Annotated in this window: 22 protein-coding genes and 1 pseudogene; 15 read left to right on the top strand and 8 right to left on the bottom strand. The window is 67.0% G+C overall.

Features of this window, described 5'->3' with window-relative positions:
• Positions 1 to 489: 489 nt before the first annotated feature.
• Positions 490 to 1,347, bottom strand: coding sequence for a LysR family transcriptional regulator (locus TSB10GB4_RS22795; protein WP_244571012.1), 858 nt, complete (start codon positions 1,345 to 1,347; stop codon positions 490 to 492).
• A gap of 89 nt (positions 1,348 to 1,436) precedes the next feature.
• Between TSB10GB4_RS22795 and TSB10GB4_RS22790 the strand changes: the two genes are divergently transcribed.
• A complete protein-coding gene (locus tag TSB10GB4_RS22790) occupies positions 1,437 to 2,174 on the top strand; it encodes an NAD(P)H-dependent oxidoreductase (protein WP_186397605.1) in 738 nt (245 codons plus the stop codon).
• A gap of 14 nt (positions 2,175 to 2,188) precedes the next feature.
• Here the strand turns inward: TSB10GB4_RS22790 and TSB10GB4_RS24085 are convergent, their stop codons facing one another.
• Positions 2,189 to 3,256 carry a methylglyoxal synthase gene (locus TSB10GB4_RS24085; protein WP_186397604.1) on the bottom strand — a complete coding sequence of 356 codons (1,068 nt, stop codon included), beginning with the start codon at positions 3,254 to 3,256 and terminating at the stop codon, positions 2,189 to 2,191.
• Between the two features lie 175 nt (positions 3,257 to 3,431).
• Between TSB10GB4_RS24085 and TSB10GB4_RS22780 the strand changes: the two genes are divergently transcribed.
• The 6 genes from TSB10GB4_RS22780 to TSB10GB4_RS22755 all read left to right on the top strand — a co-directional run bounded on the left by TSB10GB4_RS22780 (position 3,432) and on the right by TSB10GB4_RS22755 (position 9,153).
• Complete coding sequence (locus TSB10GB4_RS22780) at positions 3,432 to 4,139, top strand: B12-binding domain-containing protein (protein WP_186397603.1); 708 nt, start codon at positions 3,432 to 3,434, stop codon at positions 4,137 to 4,139.
• Positions 4,140 to 4,142: 3 nt separating this feature from the next.
• Positions 4,143 to 4,754, top strand: coding sequence for a DUF1638 domain-containing protein (locus TSB10GB4_RS22775; RefSeq protein ID WP_186397602.1), 612 nt, complete (start codon positions 4,143 to 4,145; stop codon positions 4,752 to 4,754).
• A gap of 139 nt (positions 4,755 to 4,893) precedes the next feature.
• Complete coding sequence (locus TSB10GB4_RS22770) at positions 4,894 to 5,238, top strand: virulence factor (protein WP_186397601.1); 345 nt, start codon at positions 4,894 to 4,896, stop codon at positions 5,236 to 5,238.
• Positions 5,235 to 6,131 carry a methylenetetrahydrofolate reductase gene (locus TSB10GB4_RS22765; RefSeq protein WP_186397600.1) on the top strand — a complete coding sequence of 299 codons (897 nt, stop codon included), beginning with the start codon at positions 5,235 to 5,237 and terminating at the stop codon, positions 6,129 to 6,131. The genes TSB10GB4_RS22770 and TSB10GB4_RS22765 overlap by 4 nt, the downstream gene beginning before the upstream one ends.
• Positions 6,128 to 7,081 carry a methyltetrahydrofolate cobalamin methyltransferase gene (locus TSB10GB4_RS22760; RefSeq protein ID WP_186397599.1) on the top strand — a complete coding sequence of 318 codons (954 nt, stop codon included), beginning with the start codon at positions 6,128 to 6,130 and terminating at the stop codon, positions 7,079 to 7,081. Before TSB10GB4_RS22765 ends, TSB10GB4_RS22760 begins: the two co-directional genes overlap by 4 nt.
• A gap of 32 nt (positions 7,082 to 7,113) precedes the next feature.
• On the top strand, positions 7,114 to 9,153 hold the full coding sequence (locus TSB10GB4_RS22755; protein WP_186397598.1) for an ASKHA domain-containing protein: 2,040 nt from the start codon (positions 7,114 to 7,116) through the stop codon (positions 9,151 to 9,153).
• 9 nt (positions 9,154 to 9,162) lie between these two features.
• On the opposite strand, the gene TSB10GB4_RS22750 is transcribed toward TSB10GB4_RS22755, so the two are convergent.
• Complete coding sequence (locus tag TSB10GB4_RS22750) at positions 9,163 to 10,062, bottom strand: DUF1194 domain-containing protein (RefSeq protein WP_186397597.1); 900 nt, start codon at positions 10,060 to 10,062, stop codon at positions 9,163 to 9,165.
• A 237-nt stretch (positions 10,063 to 10,299) separates the two neighbouring features.
• Here TSB10GB4_RS22750 and TSB10GB4_RS22745 point away from each other — a divergent pair, with 237 nt between their 5' ends.
• From TSB10GB4_RS22745 to TSB10GB4_RS22715, 7 genes are all read left to right on the top strand, one after another.
• Positions 10,300 to 11,238: an ABC transporter permease gene (locus TSB10GB4_RS22745; RefSeq protein ID WP_186397596.1), complete on the top strand. Its 939-nt coding sequence runs from the start codon at positions 10,300 to 10,302 to the stop codon at positions 11,236 to 11,238.
• Complete coding sequence (locus tag TSB10GB4_RS22740; protein ID WP_186397595.1) at positions 11,239 to 12,096, top strand: ABC transporter permease; 858 nt, start codon at positions 11,239 to 11,241, stop codon at positions 12,094 to 12,096. It abuts the gene before it with no gap.
• A 5-nt stretch (positions 12,097 to 12,101) separates the two neighbouring features.
• Entirely contained in the window at positions 12,102 to 13,670 is a 1,569-nt protein-coding gene (locus TSB10GB4_RS22735) for an ABC transporter substrate-binding protein (protein WP_186397594.1), read from the top strand.
• 68 nt (positions 13,671 to 13,738) lie between these two features.
• The gene (locus TSB10GB4_RS22730) at positions 13,739 to 14,344 is read left to right on the top strand and encodes a hypothetical protein (RefSeq protein WP_186397593.1); all 606 of its coding nucleotides are present in this window, start codon (positions 13,739 to 13,741) and stop codon (positions 14,342 to 14,344) included.
• 2 nt (positions 14,345 to 14,346) lie between these two features.
• Positions 14,347 to 14,946 carry a hypothetical protein gene (locus TSB10GB4_RS22725; RefSeq protein WP_186397592.1) on the top strand — a complete coding sequence of 200 codons (600 nt, stop codon included), beginning with the start codon at positions 14,347 to 14,349 and terminating at the stop codon, positions 14,944 to 14,946.
• A gap of 438 nt (positions 14,947 to 15,384) precedes the next feature.
• A complete protein-coding gene (locus TSB10GB4_RS22720; RefSeq protein WP_186397591.1) occupies positions 15,385 to 15,723 on the top strand; it encodes an antitoxin Xre/MbcA/ParS toxin-binding domain-containing protein in 339 nt (112 codons plus the stop codon).
• A gap of 7 nt (positions 15,724 to 15,730) precedes the next feature.
• On the top strand, positions 15,731 to 16,288 hold the full coding sequence (locus tag TSB10GB4_RS22715) for an RES family NAD+ phosphorylase (protein WP_186397590.1): 558 nt from the start codon (positions 15,731 to 15,733) through the stop codon (positions 16,286 to 16,288).
• A 79-nt stretch (positions 16,289 to 16,367) separates the two neighbouring features.
• Here the strand turns inward: TSB10GB4_RS22715 and bmt are convergent, their stop codons facing one another.
• The 4 genes from bmt to coaD form a co-directional block, all read right to left on the bottom strand.
• Positions 16,368 to 17,381 (bottom strand): betaine--homocysteine S-methyltransferase, encoded by a 1,014-nt coding sequence (gene bmt, locus TSB10GB4_RS22710; protein ID WP_186397589.1) that lies wholly within the window; start codon positions 17,379 to 17,381, stop codon positions 16,368 to 16,370.
• Positions 17,382 to 17,581: 200 nt separating this feature from the next.
• The gene (locus TSB10GB4_RS22705) at positions 17,582 to 18,019 is read right to left on the bottom strand and encodes a peptidylprolyl isomerase (protein ID WP_186397607.1); all 438 of its coding nucleotides are present in this window, start codon (positions 18,017 to 18,019) and stop codon (positions 17,582 to 17,584) included.
• An 81-nt stretch (positions 18,020 to 18,100) separates the two neighbouring features.
• Positions 18,101 to 18,640 carry a peptidylprolyl isomerase gene (locus TSB10GB4_RS22700; RefSeq protein WP_186397588.1) on the bottom strand — a complete coding sequence of 180 codons (540 nt, stop codon included), beginning with the start codon at positions 18,638 to 18,640 and terminating at the stop codon, positions 18,101 to 18,103.
• A gap of 37 nt (positions 18,641 to 18,677) precedes the next feature.
• Positions 18,678 to 19,184 carry a pantetheine-phosphate adenylyltransferase gene (coaD, locus tag TSB10GB4_RS22695; RefSeq protein ID WP_186397587.1) on the bottom strand — a complete coding sequence of 169 codons (507 nt, stop codon included), beginning with the start codon at positions 19,182 to 19,184 and terminating at the stop codon, positions 18,678 to 18,680.
• A 144-nt stretch (positions 19,185 to 19,328) separates the two neighbouring features.
• On the opposite strand from coaD, the gene TSB10GB4_RS22690 reads away from it, so the two are divergent.
• Positions 19,329 to 20,099, top strand: coding sequence for a toll/interleukin-1 receptor domain-containing protein (locus TSB10GB4_RS22690; protein WP_186397586.1), 771 nt, complete (start codon positions 19,329 to 19,331; stop codon positions 20,097 to 20,099).
• Here the strand turns inward: TSB10GB4_RS22690 and TSB10GB4_RS22685 are convergent.
• Positions 20,083 to 20,196 (bottom strand): annotated as a pseudogene (locus TSB10GB4_RS22685) (IS5/IS1182 family transposase); the annotation flags it as partial. The gene TSB10GB4_RS22690 and the pseudogene TSB10GB4_RS22685 overlap by 17 nt on opposite strands.

The following is a 20,196-nucleotide window of genomic DNA, read 5'->3' as shown; positions in this document are numbered from 1 at the left end:
TCAGGTTGATCATGCGAAGCGGGACGGGGCCAAATGCCGGTCTACGGTCTCACAACGACCAGGGGTCCAACGGCCTCCGTCCCGCAAGCATCATGACACAACCCGGACATACAGGGACCCAGTAACCCCGTACGGTCGCGACTGAAGTCTCGGCGCTGCCGCGAGCGAACCTCGGCGAGGGGCTGCCGCCGTCACGCCACCACCAGCCCGGCGGATACCGGATACCTGCCTTCGCAGGTATGATAAGTGAGAGGAGGTGAACGCCTCCCGTCTCGCACCCGCTGAGAATGCCTCTGCCGGCTCTCCGGCTGCGCCTGCGGCCGGGATTGTCGTCCTGAGAATGAGGCGCGGCCTCGCATCCCCTCGCATCGCAGGAGGCTGAGATCGCACTTAGAGGCGGCCTATTAAAGTGGGGGAATTCTCATCGTCTTGATCGACGCAAGTGATCAAGAGCGCCGGCAAGAGCCTCCGGCCGACAGTGCTGAAGGCTCAGAGCCTTTGCCTGAACTGCCTGTCGTCGCCGAGAAACTCCAGGAGCTTGCGCACCCGCGCCACGTCCTTCAGGTCCGGGTGGATCAGGATCCAGAGTGGGATTCCAAGCTCCTCGATCACCGGCCCGCAGCGGCGCAGGCTCTCGTCGGCATCGCCGAGATAGCAGGGCAGCACCGCCCTGCCCGCGCCGGCACGGACCGCCGCGTGGATGCCGAGCGTTCCCTCGATCCGCATCCACGTCTCCCCGCCCTCCTGCCGGTGCAGCCAGCGCTCGTACTGGACATAGTTCATGGAGGCGGCCGGGCCAATCCATGGCAGGTCGGCATCGGCCGCGATATGCGCCGGCGCATAGACCGCCTGCCGGATCGTGCCGAGATTGCGCCCGAACAGATGCGGCTCCGGTGCGGTGGTCGGGCGCACGGCGATGTCCGCCTCGCGCCTTGCCAGATCGTGCAGGTCGTTCGACAGCCGGACCTCCAGCGAGATGGCCGGGGTCTGCGCGTGGAACCGGGTCAGCGCGTCCGCGATCAGCCCGGAAAACAGCGCATCCGTCGTGGTGACGGTGACCAGTCCCTCCGCCCGGCGGTCGAGATCGGCAAGCTGGTGCTCGGTCGCGACGGCCAGCTCCTCGAAGGCCTTCGCCGCGGCAACGACCGCCTCCCCGGCCCCCGTCAGCGCGTATCCGCTGCGGTGCCGGTCGAACAGCCGCGTTCCCAGCCGCTCCTCTATCGCATTGAGCCGGCGGAACAGCGTCGCATGGCTGCGTGCCGAGTGGCGGCCGGCCAGCGTCAGCGACCCGGCGCGGGCAATCTCCAGCACCAGACGATAGTCACTCCAGTCGAGCCGATCTTGCAAATCTGCAAACTCCATCTGCGATATCGACCATCATCCTATCATTTCCGCAAGATAAGCTGAAGCGAATGTCCATCGTCAGGGAGCTCCTCATGCACGTTCGCATCATCCGGGCCCATCCCGATTCCGGCTCCTTCAACGCCGCCATGTCGTCCGCGGCGTCAACGGCGCTGGCCCGCGACGGCCACACGGTCAGCCTTCAGGATCTTTACGCCTCCGGCTTCGATCCGGTCGAAAAGGGCGCGCATTACGTCAACCGGCTCGATCCAGACGCCTTCTCGCCGCTCGCCGAACAGCGCCACGCCTGGCAGAGCGGCAGCGTTCCCGCCGACGTCCTTGCCGAAATTGCCGAGCTGGAACGCGCCGAGTTCCTCGTGCTCCAGTTTCCGCTGTGGTGGCACGGCCCGCCGGCGATGCTGAAAGGGTGGTTCGACCGGGTGTTCCTGAGCGGCGGCCTCTATACCAGCCGCATGCGCTACGACGCCGGCTATTTCCGCCGGCGCCGCGCGATGCTTTCCGTCACCACCGGCGCGCCGGAGAGCGCCTTCGGGCCGGGCGCGCGCGGCGGCGACTTCGAGACGATGCTTTGGCCACTGCACTACTCCCTGCACTATCTCGGCTTCACGGTGCTGCCGCCCTTCACCGCCTGCGGGGTGCAGGGGCACGGCTATTCCTACGAGGACGAGTCCGTCCAGAAGCAGCGCCTGCGCTCCGTGCTCGCAGCCTGGGGCGCGCATGTCGCAAGCGCGCAGACGCTCCCCGCGCTCGCCTTTCCCGGCTGGCGGGACTGGGACGCGGCCGGCCAACCGCTCCACGCGGCGGGAGATTGACCGGCCCCTTCCCCCTACCCGGCGAGGCTCGCCGCGACGACGAGATCGGCGGCGGCCGGCGAGCAGGCGATCGGCGTGTCGTGCAGGATGGCGAGCCGGGTCAGCGCCATCAGGTCGACATCGCTGGAATGGTGGCCATGCGGATCGGCGAAGAAGATCACCGCGTCCAGCTCGCCGGTGGCGATCAGCGCGCCGAGCTGCTGGTCGCCGCCATGCGAGCCGCGCTGCAGCCGCTGGATCGCCAGCCCCGGCACCGCCTCCAGCAGCATGGCGCCGGTGCCGCCGGTCGCCACCAGCTTCTGCCGGCGCAGCACCTGCGCATGCCGGCCGACCCAGGCGCGCAGATGCGCCTTGCGGGCATTGTGGGCGACCAGCGCGATGCGGCGCGGCGCGGTGGAGCGGCGGCGCGCCTCCAGCGTCAGCGACAGGATCGCCCGCACCTGCGCGGCAAGGCCGGCTTCGGGCGCGGCGAACTGGCCCTTCAGCGCCGCCGTGCCGACGGTGAAGCCGGCCGCGCCCGCCTCTGCCACCTCGACGATGCGCGCTGCCCGGTCGATGCTGCCGGCCATGATCACCGGCTTGTCGCAGGCCGCACAGACGCTGCGCATCAGCGCCGGCACGTCTCCGGCGAAGCGATAGGCGAGCAGGTCCAGCCCGTGCACGCTCTCCAGCTCGGCCAGCGCCCGGGCGCTTGCCGTGATGCTCTCGATGGTCCCGGCCAGCACGCTCGGATGGCCGACGATCTCGCCGGGAAAGGGATAGTAGCGGATCGGATGCGCCTTCAGGAGCGGCGCCACCTCGGCCGGCCGCGTGCCGCCGAGCAGGCAATCGACCTCCAGCCCGATGGCGGCACGCGCCGAGCGCAGCTCGCTCTGCGCATCGAGGCTCACCACCTCCAGATAGACCCGGCCGCCGGCGGCGCGGATGTCGCGGGCGAGCCCCCGCAGCTCTTCGAAGGGCAGGCCCACATCCTTGAAGCCGATATGCCTTGCGCCGCCCGCCAGCACCTCGTCCAGCCGGCTTCGGGCATCGGGGACGGTGCTGTCGTCCTCCGTCAGCATGAAGATGAAATCGAAGGCCATCGGCGCGCCGGTCCCCTTGAAAATCGCGCAGGCGTCCGCCGGACGCCGGCGCTGTCGCTCCCGCGACTCCGCATGTCGCATTGAAGATATCGACGGGAGGCGGTGCAAACCAGTGTACTGGAAGCAGGCCCGGAAGCGAGCCATGCCCCCCGAATGCGCAAACGGAGCGCCCGCGATGTCGCAGGAAGACGATCTCGATCTCAGGTCGCTGTCCGACGAGGAACTCGTCGAGCAGATGCATGACGATCTCTATGACGGCCTCAAGGACGAAATCGTCGAGAGCGTGGAGATCCTGCTGGAGCGCGGCTGGACGCCCTACCGGATTCTCACCGACGCATTGGTCGAAGGCATGCGCATCGTCGGCGTCGACTTCCGCGACGGCATTCTCTTCGTGCCGGAAGTGCTGATGTCGGCCAATGCCATGAAGGCCGGCATGGGGCTGCTGCGCCCGCTGCTCGCCGAGACCGGCGCGCCGAAGGTCGGCAAGATGGTGATCGGCACCGTCAAGGGCGACATCCACGACATCGGCAAGAACCTCGTCTCGATGATGATGGAAGGCGCCGGCTTCGAGGTGATCGACATCGGCATCAACAATCCGGTCGAGAACTACCTGGCGGCCATCGAGGAGCACAAGCCGGACATCGTCGGCATGTCGGCCCTCCTGACCACCACCATGCCCTATATGAAGGTCGTCATCGACACGATGATCGAGAAGGGTATCCGCGACGACTATATCGTCATGGTCGGCGGTGCGCCGCTGAACGAGGAGTTCAGCCAGGCGGTCGGCGCCGATGCCTATGGGCGCGACGCGGCGGTGACCGTCGAACTCGCCAAGGAGCTGATCGCGCGCAAGCACAACCAGTTGGTGGCGCGGGCGGGCTGAGCCATGCCGGCGGCACCCTCGCCCTTTCGCGACAAGGTGCTGGTGATCGCCTGCGGGGCGCTGGCGCGCGAGATCCTCGCCATCATCGAGGCCAACGGCCTCACCCATGTGGAGCTGCAATGCCTGCCGGCGCAGCTTCACAACCGCCCGGAGAAGATCCCGGCCGCCGTGCGCGCCGAGATCCGCAAGCTGCGGCCGCATTACGCCCATATCCTCATCGGCTATGGCGATTGCGGCACCGGCGGGCTGCTCGACACGGTGCTGGCCGAGGAAGGGGTGGAGCGGATCGAGGGCGCCCATTGCTACGCCTTCTTCGCCGGCCTCGACGCCTTCGACGCGGAAGCCGAGGCCGAGCCCGGCACCTTCTACCTCACCGATTTCCTCGCCCGCCATTTCGAGACGCTGGTGATCCGCCCCCTCGGGCTCGACAGCCATCCCGAGCTGCGCGACGCCTATTTCGGCAACTACACCCGCCTGCTCTATCTGGAACAGGCCCCCGATCCGGACGTCGAGGCGCGGGCGCGCGCGGCCGCCGAACGGCTCGGCCTTGCCTATGCCAAGCGGGTCACCGGCTACGGCCTGCTGGAACCGCGCCTCACCACGCTCGGCGCCTGATCCCGCACGTCGTTCGGCGCTGTCGTTTTCTGGCTTTCCCGTGTCGTCTGTGCACCGATGAGATGGCCGGCCAAAGGCATCATGATGCTCGAAAGCACGGGGACGACAGGCGTTCCCGGCCGGGTCGAAGGGCCGCATCTTGGCGCAGAAAACCATCGTCTACTGGCGTGACATCCCGGCCCAGGTGCTGGTCCGGGCCGGCCGCGCCAGCGCCCGCCGCGAGCTGCCCGAACGCTTCATCCAGGCTGTCGACCGCTGCGCCATGCGCGTCGGGGCGAAGGACAGCGATGCCTATCTGGCCGAGTGGCGGCGGGGCGATCCCGTCGCGGTCGGCGACGACATCGAGGCCGAAGCGGAGGCGGCGCTTGCCGATCTCCTCACCGCCTATCCGCCGGAGCGGCTTGCGGCGCTTGTCGCAGCCGAAGGCTTTGATGCGGCCGCCTCCCCCTCTCCCGACCACACCAGCACGGGACCGGCGACATGACCGACCACCGCCTCAACGATTTCGGGCGCCTTGCCGCCTCCACGGAAATGTCGCCCCGCCAGGTGGTGGAAAAGCCGGAGCTGCTCCGTCTCGTTCCCGCCGGCACGCGCCTTTACCTCACCGATCTCGGCAATGTCGGCGAGGATGACATCATCCGCGCCGCCCGCGCGGTCACTGATGCCGGCCTCGTTGCCGTGCCGCACATGGCCGCGCGCCGCTATCCCTCCTTCGCCGCCTTCGAATACCGGCTGACCCGCCTGGTCGCGGAAGCCGGCGTCAGCGAGGTGCTGGCGGTGGCCGGCGAGGCGCCGACCCCCGGCCCCATCGCCTCCTCCGTCGCGATGATCGAGACGGGCCTGTTCGACCGGCTCGGCATCGCCCGCATCGCGGTTGCCGGCCATCCGGAGGGCGCGCCGGAAATCTCGCGCGAGACCATCCGCGCCTTCCTGATGCGCAAGCACGCGCTCGCCGCCCGGAGCGACGCGGAGTTCCACATCGTCACCCAGTTCGGCTTCGATCCGCAGAAGGTCAGCCTCTGGCTCGACGAGATCGCCGCCTGGGGCAACCGCTTCCCGGTGCATATCGGCGTCGCCGGCCCGGCCAAGATGACGACGCTGCTGAAATATGCCGCCTTCGCCGGGGTGGAGAACTCGCTCTCCTTCCTGAAGAAGCGGGGCGGCGCCGTCGTCTCGATGCTGTCGGGCTACGATCCGGAGACCATGGTCGGCCCGCTGGAGCTGCGCGTGCGCACCCAGCCCGAAACCCGGCTGCAGCAGATCCACGTCTTTCCCTTCGGCGGCCTGACCAAGACGGCCGACTGGCTGAGTGCCCGCGGGAGCTGGACGTTTCCCGCCGCTGGCGCCCCGTCTTACCCCGCAGAGGTAGCCCAATGACCCGTACCATCGTCGCCTCGGCCACCCGCGAGATCGTCATCGGCTTCGACCAGCCGTTCTGCGTGATCGGCGAGCGGATCAACCCGACGGGCCGCAAGAAGCTCGCCGCCGAGATGGCCGCCGGCGACTTCTCTACCGTGGAGAAGGACGCGCTCGCACAGGTCGCCGCCGGCGCCACCATGCTCGACGTCAATGCCGGCGTCACCGCCGTCAATCCCAACGAGACCGAGCCGCCGCTGCTGGTCAGGACGCTGGAGATCGTCCAGAGCCTCGTCGACGTGCCGCTGTCCATCGACAGTTCGGTGACCGCCGCCATCGAGGCCGGCCTTCGGGTCGCCAAGGGCCGCCCGCTGGTCAATTCGGTCACCGGCGAGGAGGAAAAGCTCGAGGCGATCCTGCCGCTCGTCAAGAAATACAATGTCCCGGTCGTCGCGATCTCGAACGACGAGACCGGCATTTCGGAAGACCCGGACGTGCGCTTTGCGGTCGCCAAGAAGATCGTCGAGCGCGCCGCCGACTACGGCATTCCTGCCCATGACATCGTCGTCGACCCGCTGGTCATGCCGATCGGCGCCATGGGCAGCGCCGGCCAGCAGGTCTTCCGCCTGCTCCGCCGTCTGCGCGAGGAGCTGAAGGTCAACACCACCTGCGGCCTCTCCAACATCTCCTTCGGCCTGCCCCACCGGCACGGCATCAATGCCGGCTTCATCCCGATGGTGATCGGCGCCGGCATGACCAGCGCCATCATGAACCCCTGCCGGCCCCAGGAGATGGAGGCGGTGCGCGCCGCCAACGTGCTGACCGGCAACGATCCCAACTGCTCCGACTGGATCATGACCTATCGCGACTACAAGCCGGGCGCGGAAGGCGGCCCGACCGCCGCCCCCGCCGCCTCGGGCAGCTCCGGGCGGCGCGGCGGACGCGAGGGACGGCGGCGGGCCAGCGCTTGAACGCAAGACCGACCACGAGAACGGGCGAGGCCATGCGCGAGACGCCCGAAACGGCGAAAGTCGTCTTCCAGCCGAGCGGCCGGCGGGGCATGTTCCCGCTCGGCACGCCGCTGCTTGATGCTGCGCGCGCGCTCGGCGTCTATGTCGAATCCGTCTGCGGCGGGCGCGGCATCTGCGGCCGCTGCCAGATCTCCGTTTCCGAAGGCGCCTTCGCCAAGGAGCAGATCACCAGCACGGCGGAGCATCTCGGACCGGTGACCGATGCCGAGGCCCGCTACCTCTCCCTGCGCAGCCTTCCCGACGGCCGGCGCCTGTCCTGTCAGGCCGCCATCCTCGGCGACATGGTGGTCGACGTGCCGATGGAGGCGCAGACCAACCGCCAGGTGGTGCGCAAGCGCGCCGAGAATGTCACCGTCGCCCCCGACAGCGCCATCCGCCTCGTCACCGTCGAGGTCAGCGAGCCGGACATGGAACAGCCGCTGGGCGATTGCGACCGGCTGCTCGCCGCTGTTGCCGAAGCCTCCGGCCTGTCCGGCCTCAGCCTCGACCCGCCGCTCTTGCCGAAGGTGCAGAAGGTGCTGCGCACCGGTCACTGGCGCGTCTCCGCCGCCATCTGGCAGGACGACGGCTTTCCCCCGCGCGTTACCGCCCTGTGGCCGGGCGAAAAGACCACCGTCTACGGCCTTGCCGTCGATATCGGCTCCACCACCATCGCCGCGCATCTGTGCGATCTCGCCAACGGCCGCACGGTCACCTCGGCCGGCACCTCGAACCCGCAGATCCGCTTCGGCGAAGACCTGATGTCGCGCGTCTCCTATGTGCAGATGAACCCGGCGCGCCTGCCCGATCTCGTCTCGGCGGTGCGTGCAGCGGTCGACGCGCTGGTCGCCAAGCTGGTCGCTGATGTCGGCGCCACCCGCGAGGACGTCATGGACGCCGTCTTCGTCGGCAACCCGATCATGCACCACCTCTTCCTCGGCATCGATCCGACGGAGCTGGGCGGCGCGCCCTTCGCCCTCGCCGTGTCGGGGGCCGTCCATATCCCCGCCGCCGAGCTGGGGCTGGAGCTCAATTCCGGCGCGCGCGCCTATATCCTGCCCTGCATCGCCGGCCATGTCGGCGCCGATGCCGCCGCCGCCGCGCTCTCCACCCGCCCGTTCGAGGCCGAAGCCCTGACGCTGGTCGTCGACATCGGCACCAATGCCGAGATCGTGCTCGGCAATCGCGACCGGCTGCTGGCGGCGAGTTCCCCGACCGGCCCCGCCTTCGAGGGGGCGGAGATTTCCTGCGGCCAGCGCGCCGCGCCCGGCGCCATCGAGCGCATCCGCATCGATCCGGTCACGCTCGAGCCGCGCTTCAAGGTGATCGGCCTCGACGAATGGTCGGACGATCCGGAGTTCGCGGAGAAGAAGGACCAGGTCGGCGTCACCGGCATTTGCGGCTCGGGCATCATCGAGGCGGTCGCCGAGCTCTATCTTGCCGGCGTCATCACCGTCGACGGGCTGATCGACGGCGCGCTCGCCGAGCGCTCGCCCCGCGTGGTGCAAAAGGGGCGGACCTTCGCCTATGTGGTGGCGAGCGAGGGCATCGAGCTCACCATCACCCAGACCGACATCCGCGCCATTCAGCTCGCCAAGGCCGCGCTCTATGCCGGCATCCAGCTCCTCTCCGACAAGCTCGGCAATCCGCCGATCGAGCGCATCCGCCTTGCCGGTGCCTTCGGCAGCTATATCGACACCAAATACGCGATGATCCTCGGGCTGATCCCCGATTGCGACCTCGCCCATGTCGCGAGCGTCGGCAATGCCGCCGGCACCGGCGCGCGCATGGCGCTGATCAATCGCGGCGAGCGGCGCACGGTCGAGCGCGTCGTGCGCGAGATCGAGAAGATCGAGACGGCGCTGGAGCCGCGCTTCCAGGAGCATTTCGTCAACGCGATGGCGATCCCCAACAAGGTGGACCCCTTCGTCAAGTTGCGCGCGGCGGTCGCGCTGCCCGAGCCGCGCGCGGCGAGCGACGGCACGGACGAAGACGGCGACGGCGGGCGTCGTCGCCGCCGGCGGCGGGGCTAGAGCGCTGGCCTACCTGCCGCCGTCGTAGAACAGGTCCCGGCGGTCGCGCCACATCTTCTCGCCGACCAGGCAGTCATAAGGCTCCTCGGCGGCGAACTGCGCCGGCACCACAGGCAGCGCGCCGCCGTCATGGTGCTGCCGCCACGGGTCGTGGAACGGCGCCAGCTCGCCGATCTCCAGCACCAGCTTGCGCCGCACCGCCTCGGGGAACTCGTTCCACTCGTGCACCGGCACGACGAAGGCGCCCGGCCCGCCGATCACGCAGCGCCGATAATATTCGTCGAGATCGGGAATGGCGAAATACCGGGCGAAGCCGTCGACGGTCATCAGCGGCAGCCCGTTGATGGTGATGCCCCGGTCCACCGCCATATCGCGCAACTGCGTCACCGGCGGGCCCTGGTTGTTGGGGCCATCGCCGGAAATGTCGATCACCATCCGCTCGGCCGCGAACGGCACCTCCTCCAGCAGCGCCATGCTGCGCAGGATCGCGCCGGAGATCGAGGTGCGGCTCTGGCTGGAGCTCTCCTCTTCCAGCAGCAGCGCGGCGATCGCCTGTGCGTCCGCCGCGCTCTCGACGATCGTCCAGGGCAGCACCTCGCGGGTGTGGAAGTCGCCGGCCCATTCGAAGATCGCAAGGCCGATCCGCCCATGCGGGCCGTGCTCGATCGCCCGCAAGACCTCGCGGCTGGCGATCGCCTCGGCATAGCCCTTGCGCTGGATCGCCAGTTCCTCGCGCGACATCGAGCGCGACACGTCGATGGCGAGCACCAGGGCGACGTCGACCGGCTCGCCCCCGGCCGGCTGCGCGCGCGCCGGCACCAGGGCGACAAGGACCATCGCCGCGGCCAGCACCATCGCCAGGGCCGTGGCCGGGAGCGTCCTTCTCAGGGCGTCCGTTCTCCAGCTCATCGGCCAAGCCTAACCCAGGATGCCGCCGGGTCCAGTGCACACTCTCGTGAACGGCCCTCGCCTCTGGCCCCTCGCCTCTGGATAGAGACTGCCAGTCCTGCTGAAACCCTGGATATGTTGTTTCGAAATTTCATGAGCAAAATTGTCAGGTTTTTTCGCCGGGGCATGGACGATCCCGAAAATTCATGATTTCTACACTCAAGTTTAACGGCCCCCAGGCCCACCCGGCACCCGGACATGGCACGGCAACTCGTCCTCAGGCTGTTCTCGGCAGCGCTGCTGCTGCTGGCGATCTCCATCGCCGGCTTCGCCCTGCTGCGGCTGATGCCGGGGAATTTCGCCGAGGTGCTGTTGATGTCGCAGATGGACGGCACCCTGCCGGACGCGGCGGCGCTGGCGCGGTTCTCGGCGGAAAACGGCTTCGACGCGCCCCTGCCGCAGCAATATCTCGTCTGGCTCGGCAATGTGCTCACCGGCGATTTCGGCCGCTCGATGGTCACCGGCACCCCGGTCGCCGACGAACTGGCCCTGCGCGTTGCCGCCTCCTTGACGCTTGCCGTCGCCGCCTTGCTGCTGGCGCTTGCCATCGCCCTGCCGGTCGGGGCGGTCTGCGCCGCCTTTCCCGGCAGCCTCCTCGACCGCGGCCTTGCCGCCTTCGCCGTTCTCGGCATGTCGATCCCGAATTTCTGGTATGCCCTGCTGCTCGCGCTGTTCTTCTCCCTCGCGCTCGGCTGGCTGCCCAGCACCGGCTACGGCACGCCGGCGCATCTGGTCCTGCCGACGCTCGCCATCGCCACCTCGGTCTGCGGCATTCTCGCCCGCTATGTGCGCGGCTGCCTCTTGGAGGAACTGGCCCAGCCCTATATGCGCACCGCCCGCGCCAAGGGCCTGTCGAGCACCCGCGCCCTCCTCACCCATGCCGCGCCCAATGTGCTGCCGGCGGTGCTCACCCTCACCGGGCTGCAATTCGCCCGCATCTTCGACGGGCTGATCATCGTCGAGACGCTGTTCGGCTGGCCCGGCATCGGCCGGATGATGGTCGAGGCGCTGCTCGCCCGCGACTATCCGATGATCCAGGCGAGCTTCCTCGTCGTCGCCTGCGGCTATGTGCTGGTCAATCTCGCCGTCGACTATGCCATCGCCCTTTACGATCCGCGCACGCGGGAGGTGGTCTAGATGGTCGCCGCCGCCGCCCGTCTTCGCGCCCGCCTTCGCGCCCGTCTTCGCACCGGCCTCGCGCTCGCCGTCACCGCGCTCCTGGCCCTTGTGCTGCTCGGCCCGCTGCTCGCCCCGCACGATCCCTATGCGGCCAACATCCTCGGCCGGCTCGCGCCGCCCAGCCTTGCCTATCCGCTCGGCACCGACGCGATGGGCCGCTGCATGCTCTCGCGCCTGCTCTACGGCGCGCAGCTCACCACGCTTTCGGCACTCGCCGTGGTGCTGGCCTCCGCCGGCCTCGGCACGCTTCTCGGCGCCATCAGCGGCTATGTCGGCGGGATCGGCGACCGGCTGTTGATGCGCCTGTGCGAAGGCGTCTCGGTGCTGCCCGCGCTTGCCGTCGCCCTCGTCATCGCCGGGGTGCTCGGCCTCGGCCTTCAGGCGGTGATCCTGGCGCTCGCCGCCGTCCACTGGACCGAATATGCCCGCCTCGTGCGCAACGCCGTGATGGTCGAGCGCAGCAAGACCTATGTGCTCGCCGCCGAGGCGCTCGGCGTGCCGCGCCTTGCGGTGATCCGCCGCCATCTCCTGCCCAACATCCTGACGCCGCTTCTCGCCATGGGCAGCTACTCAATGTCCTGGGTGATCCTGTCCTTCGCGGGACTGAGCTTTCTCGGCCTCGGCGTCGAGCCCGGCGCACCCGAATGGGGCCGGATGATCGCCGAGTCCCGCAACCACCTTCGCGATCACCCGCGCCTCGTCCTGGTGCCGGGTCTCACGATCATGGCCTTCGTCATCCTGGTCAACCTCCTGGGCGATGCCCTCGGCGACCGGTTGCGCGCGGGCCGCACCAACTACCTGACAACACGGAGCTGATGCCCATGCCCCTCTCCCTTTCCCTCCCCCGGTTCGGCAGGCACGCGATTGCCGCCATAGCTGCGGCGATGCTCGCCCTGCCCGCGACCGACGCGCTGATCGCCCCGGCGCGCGCCGAGACGCCGGCCGACACGCTGGTCGTCGCCACCATGTGGGAGGCGCTGCCGCTCGCCATGGCGCCGCGCCGCAGCCGCTTCTTCAACGAGAGCGAGATCCTCGACACGCTGATCAAGCTCGACTACCAGATGAACCTGGTGCCGGGTCTCGCCACCTCCTGGGAGCGCGTCTCGCCGACCGTGTGGCGCTTTGCCTTGCGCGAGGGCGTCACCTTCCACGACGGATCGCCGTTCGACGCCGAGGCCGCCAAGTTCTCGCTGGAGCGGGTCGTCGCCCTGCTGCCCTATGCCGCCGACCTCCTCAACATCAAGAGCCTGTCGACGCCCGCGCCCCTGGTGCTGGAGATCGACACCTCCGAGCCGTTCTCGGCCCTGCCGAACCAGCTCACCGATGCCATCACCGTGATCTACGGCAAGGCCTCCTTCGATGGCGAGGGCAAGTTCGTCACGCCGATCGGCACCGGCCCGTGGAAGCTCGCCGACTACCGCAAGCAGGACCGCACCATCGTCGAGCGCTTCGACGGCTACTGGGGCGAGGCGCCCGCGCTCAAGACCATCGAATACCGCTACATCCCGGACCACAATGCCCGCGCCATCGCGCTGGAGGCCGGCGAGGTCGACTTCATCGACAACCTGCTGCCGTCCGACGTTTCGCGCCTGTCCGCCGACGCCCGCTTCACCGTCCATAGCGAGGAAAGCGCCGGCATCTATTACGGCGCGATCAATGCGGGCGAGAAGAGCGTGCTTTCCGACGTGCGCCTGCGCCGCGCCGTCAACCTGCTCATCGACCGCGACATCGTCGTCAAGGGCGCGCTCGACGGCATCGGCAACCCGGCCTGGACCTTCTTTCCCGCCTCCTTCCCCTGGTCGAGCGAGGAGGTAACGCCCTACAGCTTCGATCCGGAGGCCGCCGCAGCCCTCCTCACCGAGGCCGGTTACGACAAGTCCTCCGGCACCTGGACCAAGGACGGCGAGCCGCTGACCCTGCGCATCCTCAGCTATTCCAGCCGCGCCGAAATGCCGACCATCACCGAGGCGCTCGCTATTCTCCTGAAGCAGCAGGGTATCGAGACGAAGGTGCAGATGTTCACCTGGGAAGGCATGCTGGAGCTGGTCCGCCAGGGCGACTACGACATCTCCGTCGTGTTCTGGACGCCGGAAATGACCGGGCACCCGGACCTGCACCTGAAGTCGCAGTTCCACTCCAAGGCCGGCATGAACTACCAGTTCTGGGCCAATGCGGAGTTCGACGCCCTCGTCGACAAGGGCCGCACGCTCGACGTCGGGCCGGAAGCCTTCGCCACCTATGTCCGCGCCCAGCAGATCCTGCAGGAGGACGCGCCCGAGATCCCCCTGGTGCACAAGGTCTTCGTCGCCGCCTCCAAGGCCAATGTCGAGGGCTACAGGGTCCACCCCTCGGGCTTCTTCTACGACTTCAAGTCCGTCACCAAGAACTGAACCGGACCGCCAGCAAGACGGGACCGGCCGGCGTTCCCCGCGCCGGTCCCCTTCCGCCGGAGTATCCCATGGCATCCTGTCTGTTTCTCAAGCCGATCAAGGGCGCGGGCGGCGACCTGCCGGACATTTCCGGCTTCGTTGACGATCTCGACCAGATCGACCATTACGCGCTGGAAGGGGCCGACCTGTCGGCCTATCGGGCGCTGCTCGTTCCCGCCCATCTCGACCAGCGTTACTTCGGAACGCTGGCGGGCAAGATCTCCGCCTTTCTCGACGGCGGCGGCACGCTGGTCTTCAACGGCCATGTCGCCTGGCCGATGCTGCCGGAGTTCGCTCCCTTCGTGGTGCTGCCGAAGGTGACGCTGGCGACGCTGGAGGTGCACCGGATGACCGATCACCCGGTCTTTGCCGGGGTCGACGCGCGCGAGCTGACCTTTCGCCGCGGCGTTGCCGGCTTCTACGCGCGCGGCCACAACCCGCCGCCCGTTGGCGCCATACCGCTGCACGGGCTGGGGCGGGAGCGGGCGCCCTGCGACTGGATCTACCACCGCCCGACCGGCGGGCGCATCCTCATGCATGCCGGCAACGACCTTTGGATGTATGCCGGCTCCAGCGACACCACGGCGCGGATCGTGCCGCAACTGTGCCGCTGGGCGGCCGGACGGGAGGCTTGAGCATGGCGCGCATCACCGCCCTCGACAGCGGCACCTATTACCACCACCGCTCGCTCTACGAGCCGCGCTACCGCGACCATTTCGACGAGATCGTCTATATCCGCGACCTCGCCGGGACCGACCTCTCCGCGCATGAGCTGATCCTGGTCTCCTGCCGCACCGATCCCTCGCAACTGATCCCCTGCCGGGCGCAGTTCGCCGACTATCTCGCCGGCGGCGGCACCGTCATCGCCATGGGCTCGACCGGCCAGCCCGCCTGGCTGCCCGGCGTTTGCTGGCACGACACGCCGACGAATTTCTGGTGGTGGAAGGAAGGCGGCAGCCTCGGGCTCAAGGTCGCCGCCCCCGATCATCCCTTGTTCGGCCACATCACCCTGGACGACGCCACCTGGCACCATCACGGCCATTTCGACGTGCCGGACGGCGCCGTCAGCCTGATCGACGTGGACGGCAAGGGTTCGGTGCTCTACGACGACGAGGTCACCACACCGGGGCGGATGATCGTCACCGCGCTCGATCCGATGTATCATCACGGCAGCCATTTCATGCCGGCGACGACGCGCTTCCTCGACGGCTTCCTGCCCTGGCTGAAGAGCCTTTGAGCCGGATGGCCTTCCCCGGATGACCACCAGACCGCCCCTGTCCTGCGCCTCGACGGCAGCCGGAGCGTCGAGGAGCTGGTGGAGCGGGTGGTGGGGATACCGCCCCTATAGCTTCCAAAGGAAATTGGTCTTCTGAGGCTGAACGCCAGCGAAGCGATAGGCCGCGGCTCTGGCGGTCACCGTGACCGGGCACGCGTGCCAGTGCACGAGCGGCGCCGGCCAAGTGAATTCCATATCGATTTCACATCTTTCCTCTGATGAAATTATTTTGTAATCTAGGTTTGAACAGAGGCAGGCGTAGCGCTCTCGCGAGCGACTGGAGAAGATGCAGTCTGTGCTCGACGACTTTCACGGCACGATAAGCGAGGCTCCTCGCTTCCGCACGCCGCGACGTCGACCGCAAAGCTCCTCCACCGCCACGTCCAGAAGGAACTCACGATGAGTACCGCAGTTTCCCGTATCCTCGACGATCTCCGGTCGCGCGGCGGCCTTCAGGGGAAGGATATCGCGAATATCGTCGATGTCTCGACAGCGACTGTGTCCCGCTGGACGCGGGGAACCGGATCGCCCAACTTAAGAACCCAGACGGTTATTGCCGATTTGCGGTATGTCGTGGACAGGCTTTCGGACTTCTACACCGCCGACGAGACCCGTCTTTGGCTGCATTCCCGGCACCCGCTGTTGAACGGCGAGAGAGCCATCGACTTGATAAATGCCGACCGGACCGAGGAAGTGCTCGCCGTGATCGAGCGCCTCGACGCCGGCGCTTACATCTGAGCAGTCGATGGTAGAGCGACGCGCACGGGATATCGAACTGCTTGACGCTCTGGACGCCCAGGCTCGTGTCTCGTTCGAGGGCGATGTCTGGCGCATCGTACGCGCCGGGCGTGACGTGCTGGAAGGGTCTGCGCCCCAAGCCAGATGGGACCCGGGCACGTTCGATGTCCTTTACACGTCCCTCGAACGGGACGGCGCGCTGGAAGAAATTCACTTTCATTTGAGCCGGCAACCGGTCTTCCCGTCAAAGCTGCAATCCGTCCTGCACCGGATATCGGTAAAAACCCGCCGAACGCTCAAACTCGCCGATTTCGCAGCGTTGTCCGCGTTGGGAATCGTCCCCGAGCGTTACGGAGACTTGAGCTATGAACGCAGCCAGGAAATCGCGGATGCCGCCTTCTTCCTGGGCTTCGATGGACTACTGGCTCCCAGCGCCAGATGGGAGTGTCAAAACCTGATCCTGTTCATGGATCGCGTCGAGCCGGGAGACCTGACCGTTCTGGAGGCCGAGGCTGTCGATTGGACAGCCTGGCGAAAGATCCGGCAGGAAAGGCGCGGGACATAACGTCTGAGCCCGCCTTCGAGCTCCCGACCGGATCCGGACGAAACGGACGCATCTCAGCGCCCCCTCTGCGCGTCGCCCCTCACCCCCTCCTGCGTCGCCGCCTGCCGCCCTCGCCGTCGCCGCCGTCGACAGGCGCCGCCGCCGGTGGGGAGACCAGCGGGCCGAGGCGGGTGACGACGTCGGCAACGCTCGGACGCGCGCCCTTCTCGTATCCGTCGAGCGCCTGGCGCATCGCCGCCAGGTGGGCGTAGGAGGTGCCGCAGCAGCCGCCGATGATCCGCGCGCCGGCATCGACCGCGAGCCGCGCATAGTCGGCCATCAGTTCCGGCGTGCCGGTATAGACCACCTCGTCACCGCGAATGACCGGGATGCCGCAATTCGCCTTGGCGACGACGATCGCATCCGGGTGGTCGCGGGTGATTTCCAGCACGGCGGCCAGCAGATCCGACGCACCGACGCCGCAATTCGAGCCATAGGCGACGGGGGCGCAGGCGAATTCGCCGGCAAGGTCCGCAAGGCCGCTCGGCGGCAGGCCCATCATCGTGCGCCCGGCCGTGTCGAAGCTCGCCGTCACCACAAAGGGCATGCCGACCTTCGCTGCCGCTTCGGCGGCCGCGCGCATCTCCTCCGGCGCCGACATGGTCTCGATCCAGGCGACATCGGCGCCGCCCGCCTTCAGCCCTTCCACCTGCTCAGTGAAGGCCTCGACCGCCTCCTCAAAGGTGAGCGCGCCGAGCGGGGCGAACAATTCGCCCGTCGGGCCGATGGAGCCGCCGACGATCACCTCGCGGCCGGCCTCCGCCGCCACTTGCCGGGCCAGCTCCGCCGCCGCCTTGTTCAGCTCGTGCACGCGCCCTTCCAGCTTGTGCAGCTTCAGCCGGTGGCGGTTGGCGCCGAACGTGTTGGTCAGGATGATGTCGGCGCCGGCCTCGACGAACTTGCGGTGCAGGGTGCGGATCTTCTCCGGCTCTGTGACGTTCCACTCTTCCGGCGGATCGCCGGAGGTCAGCCCCATGTCGAAGAGATTGGTGCCGGTCGCGCCGTCGGCCAGCAGCGTGCCCTTCTGCGCCAGGAGATCGTCAAGCTTGCTCATGGTCCTGTCCTGTTTTGGCGCGATCTTCCGGGCCTTTTTGGGCCCGATCTTCCCTGACGTGCCCGCCGACTATGTCGCCTGCGCCCCGTTTCCACAATCCGGGACAAGGACACCATTGGGGGGAAGTGGCGGCCTCACGAAAAGGGGCAGGCGCCGTCCGGCCCCTGCCCCGATCTGCGTCGCCGTGCCGCGCTGCCGCGTTACGCGATATCGGCCGCGACCTTCATCGAGACGATCTTGTCCGGATTGACCACCGGCTCGCCGCGCTTGATCTTGTCGACATTCTCCATGCCTTCCGTGACCTCGCCCCAGACCGTGTACTGGCGGTCGAGGAAGCGGGCATCGGTGAAGCAGATGAAGAACTGGCTGTCGCCGGAATTCGGGTCCTGGGCGCGGGCCATCGAGCAGGTGCCGCGCACATGCGGCTCGGCGTTGAACTCGGCGCGCAGCTTCTTGCCCGAGCCGCCGGTGCCGGTGCCGCGCGGGCAGCCGGTCTGGGCCATGAAGCCCTCGATCACCCGGTGGAAGACGATGCCGTCGTAAAAGCCCTCGCGCGCCAGTTCCTTGATGCGCGCGACATGGTTCGGCGCCAGATCCGGGCGCAGGTTGATAACGACCTCACCCTGGGTGGTCTCCATCACCAGCGTGTTTTCTGCATCCTTGTAGTCGGCCACCCTCGGTCTCCTTGGTTTTGGTGTGGTGTTCGGGTTCGCGGCGGATCAATTGTCCTTGGCGAGGCGCATGCGCACGATCTTGTCCGGATTGACCACCGGTTCGCCGCGCTTGATCTTGTCGACGTGCTCCATGCCCTCGATCACCTCGCCGAAGACCGTGTACTGGCGGTTCAGCCAGTCGCCATCGGCGAACATGATGAAGAACTGCGAATTGGCGCTGTCAGGATCCTGGCCCCGCGCCATGCCGAGCGTGCCGCGGCGGAACGGCTCGCTGGTGAATTCGCCCTTGAGGTTGGGCAGGTCGGACTTGCCCATGCCGGTGCCGGTCGGATCGCCGGTCTGCGCCATGAAGCCGTCGATCACCCGGTGAAAGACGATGCCGTCGTAAAAGCCCTGGGCGGCGAGCGTCTTGATGCGCTCGACATGGTTCGGCGCAAGGTCGGGGCGCAGGCGGATCACCACCCGCCCGTCCTTCAGGTCGAGCAGCAGCGTGTTTTCGGGATCGGTGGTCTGCGCCGCTGCGGGCGACACCGCGAGCGTTGCGGCAAGGAGCAGCGCGGAAAGGAACGAAAGCAGGCGTGCCATGGAGGAAGTCTCCCGCAGAGGGGGTTGAAACGGGGTGTCAGCGCGGGGCGGCCAGCCGTTCGGCCAGGCGCTCCGCAACGTGAGCCGGAACGAAATGACGGACGTCGCCGCCCATCTTGGCGATCTGCCTGACCAGCGTGGCGGTGATGTGGCGGACCTCCGGCGAGGCCGGCAGGAACACCGTCTGCACCTCCGGCGCCAGCGAGCGGTTCATGCCGGCCATCTGCATCTCGTAGTCGAGATCGGTGCCGTCGCGCAGGCCCCGCACCAGGAAGGCCGCGCCGCTCCGCCGCGCCGTCTCGATGACCAGGTCGTCGAAGGCGATCACCTCGATGCGCGCCGCATCGCCCGCGCCGAAGGCCTCGCGGGCGATGCGGGCGATCATCTCCACCCGCTCCTCGAAGCTGAACATCGGCTGCTTGCCGGGATGGACGCCGATGGCGACGACCACCTTGTCGGCAAGGTCGAGCGCGTGGCGCAGAATGTCGACATGGCCGTTGGTGACGGGGTCGAACGAGCCGGGATAGAGCGCGGTGCGTGTCATGCCGCCGATGTACAGGGCGAGCCGCTTTCAGGCAAGCGGGACGAAGGGCGGGGATCGCGAGTTTGTTAAACCAACTTCCAACTTCCACCAACACTTCCCGCGTGATAGGAACACAGAAATATATATTTGTGGGAGGTAATTAATTTGAAGGTTTTCATCAGTTGGAGTGGAAAGCGGAGCAAAGCGCTCGCCAACGCTTTATACGGCTGGCTTCCGTACACCCTCCACTACGTCAAGCCCTGGGTGTCAGATAAAGAAATTGGAGCCGGTGACCGATGGGCACAATCCATCGCAGGAGAGTTAGAAAGCGCCAATTTCGGAATCATCTGTATAACGCCTGAAAATCTGCAATCTGAATGGATCTTGTTCGAAGCGGGGGCGCTTTCGAAATCTATGCTCGATGCGAAAGTCATTCCCCTGCTATTCGGACTTGAACTGAGCGATCTTAGCGGCCCACTATCGCAATTTCAGGCGCAAAAATTAGAATTGTCCGGAATACTTGAAGTTGTTAGATCTATTAACAAGGCTGCTGACACCGCAATAAAAGAGGAAATTATCACCCAAACTGTTCCCGCTCTTTGGCCAAAGCTTCAAGAAGAACTTGAGAAAATTCCGGATACTGAACCTGAAGAAAAACATATGCGGCCGCAGCACGAAATTCTTGAAGAATTGGTGACAGGCGTCAGAGGACTAAATTCAAGAATGCGCGATTTCGACCCAGAAATGTTGGAGCGCGATCGGTACAGCCGCAGACGTAAGATGCGCTTTCATCCACGCATGTTCGAGGAATTCAGTTTTGTATCTCGAGAGGCTGGTGATGCGCCAACATCACTTTTGCTTTTGGCCGGATACCTGAAGGAAGACTTCCCTTGGCTTACAGAGCTGCTAGGGCCAAGACTCATAACCAGTAGCTGACTGTTGCGGCGATGCAGACGGCGGCGAGGAAGTTCCGGGCGAGCCGATCGTAGCGGGTTGCGATGCGGCGGAAGTCCTTGATGCGACAGAACATGCG

The sequence above is a fragment of the Stappia sp. TSB10GB4 genome, assembly GCF_900185745.1.
GTDB lineage: Bacteria > Pseudomonadota > Alphaproteobacteria > Rhizobiales > Stappiaceae > Stappia.
Note: the sequence above shows the minus strand (reverse complement) of the source record. Positions and strands in the feature narration are given on the sequence as shown.

Bases quoted from the DNA above. Each gene is read 5' to 3' on its own strand.
- TSB10GB4_RS22715 (WP_186397590.1), top strand. From the start codon at position 15,731: ATGGTAGAGCGACGCGCACGGGATATCGAACTGCTTGACGCTCTGGAC.
- TSB10GB4_RS22705 (WP_186397607.1), bottom strand. From the start codon at position 18,019: ATGGAGACCACCCAGGGTGAGGTCGTTATCAACCTGCGCCCGGATCTG.
- TSB10GB4_RS22765 (WP_186397600.1), top strand. From the start codon at position 5,235: ATGACCGACCACCGCCTCAACGATTTCGGGCGCCTTGCCGCCTCCACG.
- TSB10GB4_RS22760 (WP_186397599.1), top strand. From the start codon at position 6,128: ATGACCCGTACCATCGTCGCCTCGGCCACCCGCGAGATCGTCATCGGC.
- TSB10GB4_RS22780 (WP_186397603.1), top strand. From the start codon at position 3,432: ATGTCGCAGGAAGACGATCTCGATCTCAGGTCGCTGTCCGACGAGGAA.
- TSB10GB4_RS22730 (WP_186397593.1), top strand. From the start codon at position 13,739: ATGGCATCCTGTCTGTTTCTCAAGCCGATCAAGGGCGCGGGCGGCGAC.
- TSB10GB4_RS22720 (WP_186397591.1), top strand. From the start codon at position 15,385: ATGAGTACCGCAGTTTCCCGTATCCTCGACGATCTCCGGTCGCGCGGC.
- TSB10GB4_RS22745 (WP_186397596.1), top strand. From the start codon at position 10,300: ATGGCACGGCAACTCGTCCTCAGGCTGTTCTCGGCAGCGCTGCTGCTG.
- bmt (WP_186397589.1), bottom strand. From the start codon at position 17,381: ATGAGCAAGCTTGACGATCTCCTGGCGCAGAAGGGCACGCTGCTGGCC.
- TSB10GB4_RS22740 (WP_186397595.1), top strand. From the start codon at position 11,239: ATGGTCGCCGCCGCCGCCCGTCTTCGCGCCCGCCTTCGCGCCCGTCTT.
- TSB10GB4_RS22750 (WP_186397597.1), bottom strand. From the start codon at position 10,062: ATGAGCTGGAGAACGGACGCCCTGAGAAGGACGCTCCCGGCCACGGCC.
- coaD (WP_186397587.1), bottom strand. From the start codon at position 19,184: ATGACACGCACCGCGCTCTATCCCGGCTCGTTCGACCCCGTCACCAAC.
- TSB10GB4_RS22725 (WP_186397592.1), top strand. From the start codon at position 14,347: ATGGCGCGCATCACCGCCCTCGACAGCGGCACCTATTACCACCACCGC.
- TSB10GB4_RS22700 (WP_186397588.1), bottom strand. From the start codon at position 18,640: ATGGCACGCCTGCTTTCGTTCCTTTCCGCGCTGCTCCTTGCCGCAACG.
- TSB10GB4_RS24085 (WP_186397604.1), bottom strand. From the start codon at position 3,256: ATGGCCTTCGATTTCATCTTCATGCTGACGGAGGACGACAGCACCGTC.
- TSB10GB4_RS22775 (WP_186397602.1), top strand. From the start codon at position 4,143: ATGCCGGCGGCACCCTCGCCCTTTCGCGACAAGGTGCTGGTGATCGCC.
- TSB10GB4_RS22790 (WP_186397605.1), top strand. From the start codon at position 1,437: ATGCACGTTCGCATCATCCGGGCCCATCCCGATTCCGGCTCCTTCAAC.
- TSB10GB4_RS22755 (WP_186397598.1), top strand. From the start codon at position 7,114: ATGCGCGAGACGCCCGAAACGGCGAAAGTCGTCTTCCAGCCGAGCGGC.
- TSB10GB4_RS22735 (WP_186397594.1), top strand. From the start codon at position 12,102: ATGCCCCTCTCCCTTTCCCTCCCCCGGTTCGGCAGGCACGCGATTGCC.